Raw genomic sequence first — 12,979 nt, 5'->3', positions numbered from 1 at the left:
CGGTTGGGTACCGGTTCCGGGCATGCAAAAAGAGAACAGTCCCCCGGTGCGTGCACGGGTTACTGTTCTCTGCGTCTCTAGTAACCACTCGCGGCGAGCCGCGAGCGAATGTTCGGTTGTACGACGGGGCTTGCCCGTCGGCGGGAACGTTAGCCAGACCGCTCGAAGCGTGTCAAGTTCCCGCGTGAGGCGGCGGGACACGAACCCTACGCGGGCCGAGGCCACCGGCAGCACGCAGGCGGAGAAGCCGATCAGCACGATCAGGCCGAAGAGCAACGCCCCAGCTCCCCCACCAGGTGCCGTCAGCCCAGGCTCAGCGCCTCCTCCGCGGCGTTGGTCGCGAGTTCGCGGTCGGCCGCGACCAAACCGAGCCGGGTGCGCCGGTCGAGCAGGTCGGAGACGTCGAGAGCGCCCTCGTGGCGGACCGCGAAGCGGAGTTCGGCCGGGGTGACGTCCACGCCGTCGATGGGCTCCAGGAGCCGGCGGTCACCACCGGCTTCGGCGACCACGGCCGTCGCTTCCGTTCCGTAGCGGCGGACCAGGCGCTGCGGGGCCTCCACGGTGGACAGTTCCGCGGCGCTCGCCGCGCCGACGAGGGGCAGCTCGCGCGTGCGGCACGGCCGGGTGCTCAGCGCGGTGGCGTCCACGGCGTCCTGCGCCATCTTGCGGTAGGTCGTCAGCTTCCCGCCCACCACGCTGATCACGCCGTTGTCGCTGGTGATCACCGCGTGCTCGCGCGAGAGGTCCGAGCTCTGACCGCCACCCGCGTCCAGCAGGGGCCGCAGGCCCGAGTACGTGCCGAGCACGTCCTCCTCGCGGATCGGGCGCGCCAACACGGAGTTGACCGTCTCCAGCAGGAAGGAGACCTCCTCGTCCGATGCGGTCGGGACATCGGGGATCGGGCCGTCCTGCTCCTCGTCGGTGAGTCCGATGTGGACCCGGCCGTGCCCGGCGGGAAGTGCGAACGCGAACCTGTTGGTGGTGCCGGGAATCGGCACCGTGAGCCCCGCGTCCAGGCCGCCGAACACCGCGTCGGAGACGACCAGGTGCGTGCCCCGGCTCGGGCGCAAGCGCAGACCCGGCACCACCTCGCCGGCCCACACCCCGGCCGCGTTGATCACCTTCCGGGCTCGGACGTCGACGGTCTCGCCGGTGAGCCGGTCCCGCAGCACGGCACCGTCGCCGGTGACCTCCTCGGCCGCGCAGCGCGTCAGGACGCGGGCCCCGTGCGCCGCCGCGGTCCGCGCGAGGCCGACCACCAGCCGCGCGTCGTCGACGAGCTGACCGTCCCACGACAACAAACCGCCGCGCAGACCTTCCTGCCGAACGGTCGGCACCATCCGCCGCACCTCCACGCGGGAGACCGGGCGCGGCGGGGCCAGCACCGATCCGGCGGTCCCGGAGCCGCGGCGCAGCAGGTCGCCCGCGACGAACCCGGCGGCCACCAGCGCCACCTGCTTCGCCCCGGCTCCCGGGAGCAGCGGCACCAGCTGCGGGAGCGGGCGGATCAGGTGCGGTGCGGTGCGTTCCATCAGGATGCGGCGTTCCACGGCGCTCTCGTAGGCGATCCCGACGTTGCCGGAGGCCAGGTAGCGCAGTCCGCCGTGCACCAGCTTCGAGCTCCACCGGCTGGTGCCGAAGGCCAGGTCGTGCTTCTCGGCCAGCACCACGCTCAGACCGCGCGACGCGGCGTCCAGCGCGACGCCCGCGCCGGTCACACCGCCGCCGACGACGAGCAGGTCGACCTCGCCTCCGTCGGCGATTTCGGTCAAGTCGCTGGTGCGCCGGGCCGCGTTCAGCGAGATCATCAGATCACTCCTCGGGGCTGAGGTAGGCGTCGAGCACGACGCGCAGCTGCGCGTCGAGGCGTTCCGGAGGCAGCGCGTCGGAGACGATGCGGGCGGACAGGACCGCGGACTGCGCCAGCAGCAGGACCATCGCGGCGAGTTCGTCCGGGTCTCCGCTGCGGACCGTGCCACCCGCCTGCCCGCTGCGGATGGCGGCGGCGAGGACGTCGAGGATGCGTTGCTGGCTGGCTCCGAGCCGGTCGAACACGTAGGTGGTCAGCAGCTCCGGGTCGGTTTCGAGGATCTTGATGAACAGCGGGTGCTGCCGCACGGCCGAAACGGTGCGCACGATCCCGTCGACGCCGTGCTCGCGCGAGCCTTCCCCGGTGTCGGCGGGGAGCAGGGCGACGAGCTCGCGGGTGAGCAGGTCGGCGGACAGCGTTCGCACGTCCGGCCAGCGCCGGTAGACCGTCGGGCGGCTCACCCCCGCTCGGCGGGCGATCTCCGCCAGCGTGGTGCGCCGCATGCCGACCGCGAGCACGCACTGCTTCGCGGCGTCGAGGATGGCATCCTCGTTACGTCTTGACGTCATGTGTAACACTGTAACGCATGACTGAGCTTGAGCACCGCACCCCGGAGCAGGAGTGGAACGCCTGGGGCACCGCCGAGGGGGCGAGCCCCGTGCCCGAGGAGGTGCGCGCCCTGATCGAGCAGGGTCTCGGCGTGGAACGCCGGGACACGCCATCGGTGAGCCGCGCCGAGGTCCGCGTCGGGGGAACGCGACTGCCCGCGAAGGTCCGCTCAGCGCTGGCCGCGATCGTCGGTGACGACGGCGTGCGCATCGATGACGACACCCGGCTGCTGCACTCGGGCGGCAAGAGCACCACGGACCTGCTGCGCCGCCGCGCCGGCGAGGCGGAGTCCGCGCCCGACGCCGTGGTGCTGCCCGGCTCCCACGAGCAGGTGTGCGCGGTGCTGGCGCAGTGCGCCGAGCACCGCGTGGCGGTGGTCCCGTTCGGGGGCGGGACCAGCGTCGTCGGCGGCGTGGAGCCGGAACGCGGCGGCTTCAGCTCGGTCATCGCCCTGGACCTGCGGCTGTTGGACGACCTGCTCGAAGTCGACGCCGAGTCGCAGACCGCGACCTTGCAGGCGGGGCTGCGGGGCACGGAGGCCGAGGCCCTGCTGTCCGAGCACGGCTTCACCCTGGGCCACTTCCCGCAGAGCTTCGAGCACGCCAGCATCGGCGGCTTCGCGGCGACGCGTTCCTCGGGCCAGGCATCGGCCGGGTACGGCCGGTTCGACGGCATGGTGGTGCGGCTGCGCGTCGCGACCCCGAACGGCGAGCTCGACCTCGGCCGGGCTCCCGCGTCCGCGGCGGGGCCGGACCTGCGGCAGCTCTTCCTGGGCTCGGAAGGCGCGCTGGGGGTCATCACCGAGGTCACCGTCCGGGTGCACCCGAAGCCCGAGGACGTCGAATTCGAGGCGTGGTCGTTCCCGGACTTCGTCACCGGCGCGAGGGCGTTGCGGCTGCTCGCCCAGGAAGGTGCGCTGCCCACCGTCGCCCGGCTCTCCGACGAGGCCGAGACGATGATCGGCCTCGCCACCGCGCACGACGTCGGCAGCGGCGAGCAAGCGGGCGGGTGCTCGATGATCACGCGTTACGAAGGCCCCCGGATCGCGGCCCGCGAGCGGGTGGCGGAACTGCTGGCCGAAGCAGGCGGCTCCTCGCTGGGCGCCGGAGCTGCCGAGAGGTGGGACCACGGCCGCTACCACGGCCCGCACCTGCGTGATGCGCTGCTCGACGTCAACACCGTGGTGGAGACGCTGGAAACCGCGTGCACCTGGTCGCAGCTGTCGGCGACCTGCGACGCCGTGCGCGAGGCGCTCACCGAATCGCTGCAGGCGCAGGGCACCCCACCCCTGGTCATGTGCCACATCTCGCACGTGTACCCGACGGGTGCGTCGCTGTACTTCACGGTCGCCTGCGGACGCGGCGAAGATCCGGTGGCGCAGTGGCGGCGGGCCAAGCGCGCAGCGGGCGATGCCATCAGCCGGTGCCGGGCCACCATCACCCACCACCACGCCGTGGGCATCGACCACCGCGAGTGGCTGACCGACGAGATCGGCGAGCTCGGCGTGCAAGTGCTGCGCGCCGTCAAGTCCACTGTGGACCCGTCTGGCGTGCTCAACCCGGGCAAGCTGGTCCCTTGATCACCGACATCGCCCTGCTGGTCAACCCGCGCTCCGGGCAGGGCCGAACCGCTGCCGTCGCGCTGCGCGCGCTGCGACATCTGAGGGCGTGCGGCGCGTCGACGACGGTCCTGGTGGGCCGGGCCGAAGCGGATTCGCTCGCGCTCGCACACCGAGCGGTCGCGGCGGGAGCCGGTGCGCTGGTCGCTTGCGGCGGCGATGGAGTCGTCAACACCGCGCTGCAAGCGGTCGCCGGGACGGACACGCCCTTCGGCGTCATCCCCGCCGGAACGGGCAACGACCACGCCCGGATGCTGGGGATCCCGCGCCACGACACGGTCTCCGCCGCGCAGGTCGTGCTCGACGGCGCCGCGCGCCCGATCGACCTGGGACGCGTCGGCGACCGCTGGTTCGGCACGGCGTTCGCCGGTGGTTTCGACGCCCTGGTCACCGAACGCACCAACCGGCTGAGGTGGCCGCGCGGCAGGCTGCGCTACAACCTCGCGATGCTCGCCGAGCTGGCAGCACTGCGTCCGCTGGACTACGTCCTGGAGCTCGACGGCCGAACGGTGTCGACGCAGGCGGTCCTGGTCGCCGTCGGCAACGGCCAGACCTACGGCGGCGGGATGCGGATCTGCCCCGACGCGGTGCCCGACGACGGCCTGTTCGACGTCACCGTCATCGGATCGGCCCGGCGCGACCAGATCGTGCGCCTGCTGCCCACCCTCTACCCCGGAACGCACGTCGAGCACCCGCAGGTGACGACCTACCGGGCCAGCCGGGTCCACCTGTCGACCCCGGGCGTCACGGGTTACGCCGACGGCGAGCGGTTCTCGGAGTTGCCGCTGACGTGCGAATGCGTTCCGCTCGCCGCCAAGGCCATCGTGCCTTCCTAGACGAGGGTCCGCCGGGAGGGGAACGCGTTGCTGCGACCGGGTGGCCGGCCGGGCCGCAGCAACAGCGCCACCGCCTACTGGGTCAGCAGGGTCAACCCGTAGGCGGAGAGGGCTTCTCGGACCGGCTGGTAGTAGGTCTCGCCGCCGATGCGGCAGTCACCCCAACCCCCGGAGGTCATCCCCTGTGCCTGGTTGCCGGAGATGAACGAACCGCCGGAGTCGCCGGGCTCGGCGCAGACGTTGGTCCGCGTGAGCCCGCTGACCGTGCCCTCCTGGTATCGCACCGACTGGTTCTTCGCCAGCACCGTGCCGCAGTGCCAGCCCGTGGTTGACCCGGAGCGGCAGATCGACGAGCCCAGCGGAGCTTCCGCAGACCCGGACACCCGGACGTACCCGCCGCTGTAGTCGTAGACGAGGGGATGTCCGGTGTCGTCGGTGCCGGTGTTGACGAAGGCGTAGTCGTTGCCGGGGAAGGACGAACCCGCGAAGTAGCCGGTCGGCTGGGTCGTGCGCTCACCTGGCGACCCGCAGTGGCCCGCGGTCACGAATCCACCTTGGACGGCGAAGCCCATCGAGCACCGCGCGCCGGAGGCAGTGTAGTAGGCGTAGCCGCCGACGACATCGGCGTAGGTCTCCGGCTGCGCGGGAGACTCCAGCACCCGCACCGACTCCTGCGGCACATGCGCCTCGCGCACGAAACCGGTTGCCTGCTCCGACGTTCCGGGCTGGGTGGTCACCACCACCGCGTTCTCCCGCACGTCGGCGTACCAGCCCGTCACCGCCGCGGGGGCCTGCGCACCGCGGCCGTTGAGGGCTTCGACGATCTCGTCGAGCTGCCGCTCGCTCGCGGCGACCTGCCGGGGTTCGGCACCGGCCGCGCGCACCTCGTCGGACTTCGCGATGTCGGTGGTCCCGACGACGAGCTTGCCCAGCTCCGCGTCGAAGTAGGAGCCGCCGTAGCTGCCGGCGAGCGCATCGCGCAGCGCGCCGTCCGCCCGTGCGGCGGTGGATTCCTGGTCGAGCCGCGCCTCGACCTGGTCAGCGGTGAGGCCGAGATCGCGCTGCATGGCCGCGACCAGCTCCGGCGACACCGGCGCGCCGGCGGGTTCGGCGATGGTCGTGGGTGCGGTCAGCGCTGCGACCGTTCCAGCGGCGACCAGCGCCGCTCCGGTGATTCGTGCTGCGGTTCTGGGTTTCATCGGATGCCTTTCGCTCAGGGATCACCGGCCCGATCAGGGCGCGCTTGATCCGCTGCAGTGGAGTCGATCAAGGCGATCGGTCAGACCACCGATCAATGAGTGAACCGATAAGTGCCAGTGGGCCAGAAAAATCATCGGACGAAAGAAGACTAACCTGATTTCATCCGCAAGCAACTATTGTCGCGGGAACGAGCAGTTCTCGCCAAAGCCTTGCGGAATCGGAAGAACAGCACAAAGCAGGCGCCGCAGCCCCGTTCGCAGCAACCGCGAGCCGCGAACGGCGCTGGTGCAGCGGAGGAAGATGGCCACCCCGGCTCCCACCAGTGCGGACGCGCTTTGGTTCCCGGCTGGGAAGGGCTCGATCAACCCCGGGGGACCAGAGCCGATCACTCCACTCCTGCACACCTCGTCCGAACCGCATTCCGCGACGGGACTCAATTCGGCGAGCTCCGAACGCGCGTGGGCCGGGGCGCGAGAGGGGATCGCGCCCCGGCCCACCGGGAACCGCCGTGCAGCACGACGGTCAGTGTGCGGACGCCTTCTCAGCGCCCGCGCCGGTCAGCGAGCGAACCTCCATCTCCCTGTACTCGTCCTCCAAGTGCTCCTTGGACAAGACCGTGCCCAACCACCCGAAGAAGAACGCCGCCGGGATCGAGACCAGACCCGGGTTCTGCAGCGGGAACCAGTGGAAGTCCACGTTCGGCAGCATCGAGTCCTCGGTCCCGGACACCGCCGGGGAGAACACGATCAGCACCACGGTGGTGACCAGACCGCCGTAGATGCTCCACAGCGCACCGGAGGTGTTGAACCGCTTCCAGAACAGCGAGTACAGGATCGTCGGCAGGTTCGCCGAAGCGGCCACGGCGAAGGCCAGCGCCACCAGGAACGCGACGTTCTGGTTGCGGGCCAGGATGCCGCCGACGATGGCGACCGCGCCGATGACCACCGCGGTGATCCGCGCGACGCGAACCTCGGCGTCCTTGTCCTCGACCTTCCCGCGCTTGATCACGTTGGCGTAGATGTCGTGGGCGAACGACGCCGACGCGGTGATGGTCAGCCCCGCCACCACGGCGAGGATCGTGGCGAAGGCGACCGCGGCGATGAACCCGAGCAGCAGCGGGCCGCCCAGCGCCTGAGCGAGCAACGGTGCCGCGGAGTTCGACGAACCCGGCGCGTTCTTGATCGTCTCCGGCCCCACGATGGCCGCCGCGCCGTAGCCCAGCACCAGCGAGAACAGGTAGAACAGGCCGATCAGCCAGATCGCCCACACCACCGAGCGCCGCGCTTCCTTGGCGGTCGGCACGGTGTAGAAGCGCATCAGCACGTGCGGCAGACCCGCGGTGCCCAGCACCAGGGCGATGCCCAGGGACAGGAAGTCCAGCTTGCTCGTCTCGGACTTGCCGTACTTGGCGCCGGGGTTGAGCAGCTTCTCACCGGAGGACGCCCGGTCGACCGCCGCCTGCAGCAGACCCGAGAAGTCGAAGCCGTGGAGCGCCAGCGTCCACACCGTCATCACGGCCGCGCCGCTGATGAGCAGCACCGCCTTGATGATCTGCACCCAGGTGGTGCCCTTCATGCCGCCGACCAGCACGTAGACGATCATGATGACGCCGACGATCGCGATCACCAGCGCCTGCCCGCTCCCGCTGGACACGCCCAGCAGCAGCGAGACGAGCACGCCCGCGCCCGCCATCTGCGCCAGCAGGTAGAAGAAGCTGACCATCAGCGTCGAGGTCGCCGCCGCGGCGCGCACCGGGCGCTGGCGCATCCGGAACGCCAGCACGTCGCCCATCGTGTACTTGCCGGTGTTGCGCAGCAGTTCGGCGACCAGCAGCAGTGCCACCAGCCAGGCGACCAGGAAGCCGATCGAGTACAGGAATCCGTCGTAGCCGTAGAGCGCGATCGCGCCGACGATGCCGAGGAACGACGCCGCCGACAGGTAGTCACCGGCGATCGCGATCCCGTTCTGCGGCCCGGAGAACGCGCGACCGCCCGCGTAGTAGTCGGCCGCGCTGCGGGTGTTGCGGCTGGCGCGCAGCACGACGACCAGGGTCACCACGACGAAGGCCGCGAAGATTCCGATGTTGAGCAGCGGGTTGCTTCCTTGCAACCCCTGCGCGAGGTGGTACATCCCAACTACTCCTCAGGGTTTCAGGAGGCGCCTTCGACCTTGGCGCGGATGCGCTCGGCCACCGGGTCCAGGTTCCGGTTGGCGTAGCGGACGTAGAGCGTGGTGATGGCGAAGGTGGACACGAACTGCAGCAGGCCCAGCACCAGCCCGACGTTGATGTTGCCGACGAGCTTGATCGACATGAAGCCGTGCGCGTAGTCGGCCAGCAGCACGTAGACCAGGTACCAGATGAGGAACAGCGCGGAGACCGGGAAGACGAACGCCCGCAGCCGCCGGCGCAGCGTGGCGAATTCCTCGCTGGCGTGGGCCTCGTGCCACACATCTTCGGTGGGCGGCGGATTGGCCGAGTCGGTGGTGCTCACGGATCCTCCCTAACGTGTGAGGAGGGCCACGCTAAGGAAGCTGCGAGCAGCAGCGGGAGCCGTCCGGGACCGATGACCGCCGCACGAGACGAACGGTCGACGAACGGCATGCCGACCGGGACGAGCGGTCGCGCCCTTCTCCGGCCCGTTACCTGCGCGTCAACATCGCGTCAGGAGCGCGACGGTTCGTCCAGGTGCAGGCGCAGCATGGCGGTCTCCGCCCACGTCGGGGTCTTCCCGCGGAGCGAGATCGCGATCATGGTGGCGAAGGACAGCGGAACCGCCCACGGAGCGGGCTGGGCGATGAGGATTGCGGGCACGCCGTCGAGCTGCGGGCCGAACAGGGTCGCGCCGATGGCTCCCGACGTGGCGGTCAGCCCGACGAGCACGCCCCACAGCGCTCCGGTCCGGGTCAGCCGCGGCCACCAGATGCCCAGCACCAGCAGCGGGCAGAACGTGGCGGCGGCCACGGTGAAACCCCAGGTCACGAGCACGCCGGCGGAGAGGTGGGCGGCTTGCAGCGCGAGCAGGACGACCACGGCCGCCGCACCCAGCACCGTCCAGCGCAGCTGGCCGAGACCGCCCGGGGTGAGGTCGTGGGAGATCGCGCCGGACACCACCAGCAGCAGGCCCAGCGAGGTCGCGAGGAACGCCGCGAACGCCCCGCCCGTGAGCAGCGAGGTGAACACCGCGCCGACCCAGCCGGTGTCGACCTGCGCGGGCAGTCCGACCACGACCGAGTCGGTGACGCCGGAGAGGTACAGCTGTGGCACGAGCACCCGGCCGAGCGCGCCGTAAATGCCCGGGAACAGGTAGAAGCTGCCCAGCAGCAGCACGGTGATGGCCGCGGCACGGCGTGCCGCGCGCCCGTCGGGGCTGGTGTGGAACCGCACGATGACGTGCGGCAACCCCATCGTGCCGAACATGGTGGCCACCAGCACCGCCCAGGTCCCCAGCAACGGGTGCCCGGCGTTCTCCAGGTCCAGCAGCGGCCGCCGCCAGTCCGGCCCGCCCGGCACGTCCATGCCGTCGATCTCGGGGACCGCCGCACCGGCCGGGAACGTCAGCGTCCGCCCCGCCTCGATCTCGTGAGCACCAGGCGGCAACGGCACGGGCCGTCCCTCGGCGTCGCGCGCGGTCACCGGTTCGGTGATGTCGAGGTCGACCGCGACGCGAAACGTCACCGGGGTGTCCTCTGCGAAGTGCGTGAACTGCACCGGGTGCAGCGCGTCGTGCCGCACCGCCGGGCCGACCTGGAGCACCAGCCACACCGCGGGGACCACGAACAGCAGCAGCTTCAGGCAGAACTGGAACGCCTGCACGTAGGTCGCCGCCCGCATGCCGCCCAGCGCGAGGGTCACCGACACCGCGGTCCCGGCGATGACCACGCCCACCCAGTACGGCGTACCGCTGACGACGCTGAGCACCAGGCCCGCGGTGCGGAACTGCGGGACCAGGTACAGCCCGCCGATGATCAGCACCACCAGCGCTGCCAGCCGACGCAGCTCCGGCGAGGCGAAGCGGGCCTCGGCGAAGTCGGGCACCGTGAGCGCCCCTGACCGACGCATCGGGGCCGCGACCAGCACCAGCATCGCCACGTACCCGGCGGTGAACCCCACCGGGTACCAGAGCGCGCCCACGCCGTGGGACAGCATCAGCCCGGCCACGCCGAGGAAGGACGCCGCCGAGAGGTACTCCCCCGAGACCGCCGCCGCGTTGACCAGCGGTGACACCTGCCGTGAGGCGACCAGGAAGTCCGAGGTGGTGCGCATGGCCGCCACTCCGCGCAGCCCGATCAGCAGCGTGAGGAGCACGACGACCGCGACGGCCAGCAGCGCGAACACGGCTCAGCGCTCCTCGACGCGCTCAGCCGCGCGCAGCTGCCAGCGCGCCAGCGCCGCCATCGCCGGGAACGGCACCAGCACCAGCAAGCCCCAGGAGATCGGGACGCCGAGGACCCGCAGCTCGTCGAGCGCCGGAGCCGCGGCGAACACCAGCGGCAACCCGAAGACCAGCGCGACCAGCAGGAACAGCGTCACCGCGCCGAGCCTGCGCTGCGCCCGGTGCAGGGACCTGGCCCGCAGGGCCTCCCCCGGTTCGAGGCGCGGCGCTCGCCAGCGCCGCCGCATCATGCGGCGAGCGTGCGCCACCCTGGTTTGCGGACTGGTCACCGCCACCCGCTTCGGACCACCGCTCATCCGCGCCCCCGAGGGTTGGTGATCTCGGCCTGACGGGCGTTGTCCAGCAACTGCTCCCGCAGATCCCGGGCGTGCCTGCGGCTGACCGGGACGTCACCGGCATCGGTGTGGGCGTTGAGCGCACCGGCGGAATCGCTGCGCAGTTCCCGAACCGCGTCCAGCGACAGCAGGAAGCTGCGGTGCACCCGCACGAAACCGGCACCCTCCCAGTACTCCTCGAGCCGGGAGAGGGGCATGCGGACCACGTGCACGCCGCTGCGGGTGTTCAACCGCACGTAGTCGCCGTGTGCCTCGACGAACAGCACCTCGCTGCGCCGCACGTAACGGGTCCGACCTGCCGTCTCGACCGGGAGCGCGACCATCGCGTCCGGCTGCGCCGGAACGGGTTCCCCGACGTCCTCAGTGGCCAGCAGCCGCGCCACGCGGTCCAGCGCGGCCGAGAGCCGTTCCGCGCGAACGGGTTTGAGCAGGTAGTCAACGGCTCCGATGTCGTAGGCCCGCACGGCGTGCTGTTCGTAGGCGGTGACGAACACGATCACCGGCGGCTCGCTCATCTTCGCCAGCAGCGACGCCAGCTCCATGCCGTCCAGCCCGGGCATGGAGATGTCCAGGAACACCACGTCGAACCGGTCGCTCTGCAGCGTGCGCAGCGCGCTCAGCGAGTCCGATGCCGCCACGACCTCGGCGACCTCGGGTGCCTCCCGCAGCAGCCTGCACAGCTCGTCGAGCGCGGGCGGGAGGTCATCCACGGCCAACGCGCGCAGTCCTTCGCTCAACTCGGCACCACTCCCGGATGGAATCGCGGGACGCGGACCACCACTCGGGTGCCCGCTCCCTCGGCGGTTTCCACGACCAGCCCGTACCAGGCCCCGTACACGCTGCGCAGCCGCCGGTCGACGTTGGCCAGCCCGACCGAGTCGGCAGGCCCGTGCCCGGCGAGGATCGCCTCGGCGTGAGCGGGGTCCATCCCGACGCCGTCGTCCTCGACGCTGATGACCAGGTCGTTCCCTTCGGCTTCGCCGCGCACCTGCACCGTGCCGACCCCTTCAGTACCCGGGGTGAACCTGGGCTCCAAGCCGTGCCGCACGGCGTTCTCGACCAGCGGCTGCAGCACCAGGTACGGAATCGCCACGGCCAGCACCTCGGGCGCGACGCGGATCTGCACCCGCAGCCGCTCCCCCAGCACCGCGCGCTGCAGGGCGAGGTAGGTCTCGATGGCGTGGAACTCGTCGGAGACGGTCGTGTAGTCGCGGTGCCTGGCCAGCCCGTAGCGGATGAACTCGGCGAAGTCGAGCATGAGCTCGTGGGAGCGCTCGGGGTCGGAGCGCACCAACGAGCCGATCACGGTCATCGCGTTGTACATGAAGTGCGGGGAGATCTCGGCCCGCAGCGCGCGCAGCTCCGACTGCGCGGCCAGCTCCGCCGAGTGCTCCAGCCTGCCGTGCTCCAGCGCGTCCTCGACCCAGGCGGTGGCTTCGCGCACCGCGGACATCCGGACCTCGCCGTCGATGACCAGCACCCCAGCGAGCTCGTCCTGCACCAGCAGCGGCATCGCCACCAGCGGTGGACGGCCACTGCGGGTTTCGGTGTGCAGCACGTCGGCCACCGAGGTCACCGCATCCGGCTCGGCCTTCGACCGGCCGGACCACTGCAGCGACCCGGACAGATCGCTGATCCCGACCGCGTCCACGTCGAGGAGCCGGCGGAGGTCGCGCAGCGCGCTGGGCACTCCGGGCCCGGCGGGGCCGGCGCGCAGGTTCACGGCCAGGCGGCGCGCGGTGCGCAGCACCGATTCGGAGTCCGAGCGCCGCAACGACCACGCGCCCGACGGCGTTCGGTTGGTCGGTGCCGGCATCGAAACCCCAAATCGCCATTGATGGATGCTGGGATGCTAATCCGTTGGGCTGACGTGAGCGAAACCGCTCATCCGCCGCTCGTCGCGGAGCAGGGGCGTTCGAACGCGTCAGCACGACGATCGGTCGCGCAGGTGGTGCCACAGGTCACGGGAGTTGCTTACGTTGCGTGCCCAGTACCGCGCACCGACCACCAAGGAGTGTCCGTGAGCATCGAAGCCCACGACCGATTCGCACCGTCCGAGGATTTCGCGGCGCAGGCCAACGCCACGTCGGCGCTCTACGGCCAGGCCGATGCGGACCGCGAGGCGTTCTGGGCCGAGCAGGCATCGCGGTTGCAGTGGGACAGCGAGTGGAACCAGG

Annotated in this window: 12 protein-coding genes; 3 read left to right on the top strand and 9 right to left on the bottom strand. The window is 71.1% G+C overall.

Going from position 1 to position 12,979, the window contains the following annotated elements; translation table 11 throughout:
• Positions 1–302: 302 nt before the first annotated feature.
• Complete coding sequence (locus E1161_RS00055; protein WP_132618198.1) at positions 303–1,808, bottom strand: glycerol-3-phosphate dehydrogenase/oxidase; 1,506 nt, start codon at positions 1,806–1,808, stop codon at positions 303–305.
• Between the two features lie 4 nt (positions 1,809–1,812).
• A complete protein-coding gene (locus tag E1161_RS00050; protein ID WP_132618196.1) occupies positions 1,813–2,379 on the bottom strand; it encodes a TetR/AcrR family transcriptional regulator in 567 nt (188 codons plus the stop codon).
• A 17-nt stretch (positions 2,380–2,396) separates the two neighbouring features.
• Between E1161_RS00050 and E1161_RS00045 the strand changes: the two genes are divergently transcribed.
• On the top strand, positions 2,397–3,998 hold the full coding sequence (locus E1161_RS00045) for an FAD-binding oxidoreductase (RefSeq protein ID WP_132618194.1): 1,602 nt from the start codon (positions 2,397–2,399) through the stop codon (positions 3,996–3,998).
• A complete protein-coding gene (locus E1161_RS00040; RefSeq protein WP_132618192.1) occupies positions 3,995–4,873 on the top strand; it encodes a diacylglycerol kinase in 879 nt (292 codons plus the stop codon). Before E1161_RS00045 ends, E1161_RS00040 begins: the two co-directional genes overlap by 4 nt.
• A 74-nt stretch (positions 4,874–4,947) precedes the next feature.
• Here the strand turns inward: E1161_RS00040 and E1161_RS00035 are convergent, their stop codons facing one another.
• The 7 genes from E1161_RS00035 to E1161_RS00005 form a co-directional block, all read right to left on the bottom strand.
• Positions 4,948–6,072, bottom strand: coding sequence for a S1 family peptidase (locus E1161_RS00035; protein ID WP_132618190.1), 1,125 nt, complete (start codon positions 6,070–6,072; stop codon positions 4,948–4,950).
• A 523-nt stretch (positions 6,073–6,595) separates the two neighbouring features.
• Complete coding sequence (locus E1161_RS00030; RefSeq protein ID WP_132618188.1) at positions 6,596–8,203, bottom strand: solute symporter family protein; 1,608 nt, start codon at positions 8,201–8,203, stop codon at positions 6,596–6,598.
• 20 nt (positions 8,204–8,223) lie between these two features.
• On the bottom strand, positions 8,224–8,565 hold the full coding sequence (locus tag E1161_RS00025) for a DUF485 domain-containing protein (protein WP_132618186.1): 342 nt from the start codon (positions 8,563–8,565) through the stop codon (positions 8,224–8,226).
• Positions 8,566–8,735: 170 nt separating this feature from the next.
• The gene (locus E1161_RS00020) at positions 8,736–10,409 is read right to left on the bottom strand and encodes a sodium/solute symporter (RefSeq protein WP_132618184.1); all 1,674 of its coding nucleotides are present in this window, start codon (positions 10,407–10,409) and stop codon (positions 8,736–8,738) included.
• A 3-nt stretch (positions 10,410–10,412) separates the two neighbouring features.
• Positions 10,413–10,763, bottom strand: coding sequence for a hypothetical protein (locus tag E1161_RS00015; protein WP_132618182.1), 351 nt, complete (start codon positions 10,761–10,763; stop codon positions 10,413–10,415).
• Positions 10,760–11,539, bottom strand: coding sequence for a LytR/AlgR family response regulator transcription factor (locus tag E1161_RS00010; protein ID WP_132618180.1), 780 nt, complete (start codon positions 11,537–11,539; stop codon positions 10,760–10,762). Before E1161_RS00010 ends, E1161_RS00015 begins: the two co-directional genes overlap by 4 nt.
• A complete protein-coding gene (locus tag E1161_RS00005; RefSeq protein WP_132618178.1) occupies positions 11,536–12,618 on the bottom strand; it encodes a sensor histidine kinase in 1,083 nt (360 codons plus the stop codon). Before E1161_RS00005 ends, E1161_RS00010 begins: the two co-directional genes overlap by 4 nt.
• 198 nt (positions 12,619–12,816) lie before the next feature.
• On the opposite strand from E1161_RS00005, the gene E1161_RS28470 reads away from it, so the two are divergent.
• Positions 12,817–12,979: acetyl-coenzyme A synthetase N-terminal domain-containing protein (locus tag E1161_RS28470; protein WP_328591198.1), on the top strand; the 163-nt coding region annotated here is incomplete at its 3' end.

Source organism: Saccharopolyspora aridisoli (assembly GCF_004348445.1).
GTDB classification, from domain to species: domain Bacteria; phylum Actinomycetota; class Actinomycetes; order Mycobacteriales; family Pseudonocardiaceae; genus Saccharopolyspora; species Saccharopolyspora aridisoli.
The sequence above is the reverse complement of the archived record's forward strand: the minus strand, read 5'-3'. Positions and strand labels throughout refer to the sequence as shown.

Coding starts and splice junctions, on each gene's coding strand:
- E1161_RS00055 (WP_132618198.1), bottom strand. CDS start 1,808: ATGATCTCGCTGAACGCGGCCCGGCGCACCAGCGACTTGACCGAAATC.
- E1161_RS00050 (WP_132618196.1), bottom strand. CDS start 2,379: ATGACGTCAAGACGTAACGAGGATGCCATCCTCGACGCCGCGAAGCAG.
- E1161_RS00045 (WP_132618194.1), top strand. CDS start 2,397: ATGACTGAGCTTGAGCACCGCACCCCGGAGCAGGAGTGGAACGCCTGG.
- E1161_RS00035 (WP_132618190.1), bottom strand. CDS start 6,072: ATGAAACCCAGAACCGCAGCACGAATCACCGGAGCGGCGCTGGTCGCC.
- E1161_RS00030 (WP_132618188.1), bottom strand. CDS start 8,203: ATGTACCACCTCGCGCAGGGGTTGCAAGGAAGCAACCCGCTGCTCAAC.
- E1161_RS00015 (WP_132618182.1), bottom strand. CDS start 10,763: ATGAGCGGTGGTCCGAAGCGGGTGGCGGTGACCAGTCCGCAAACCAGG.
- E1161_RS00005 (WP_132618178.1), bottom strand. CDS start 12,618: ATGCCGGCACCGACCAACCGAACGCCGTCGGGCGCGTGGTCGTTGCGG.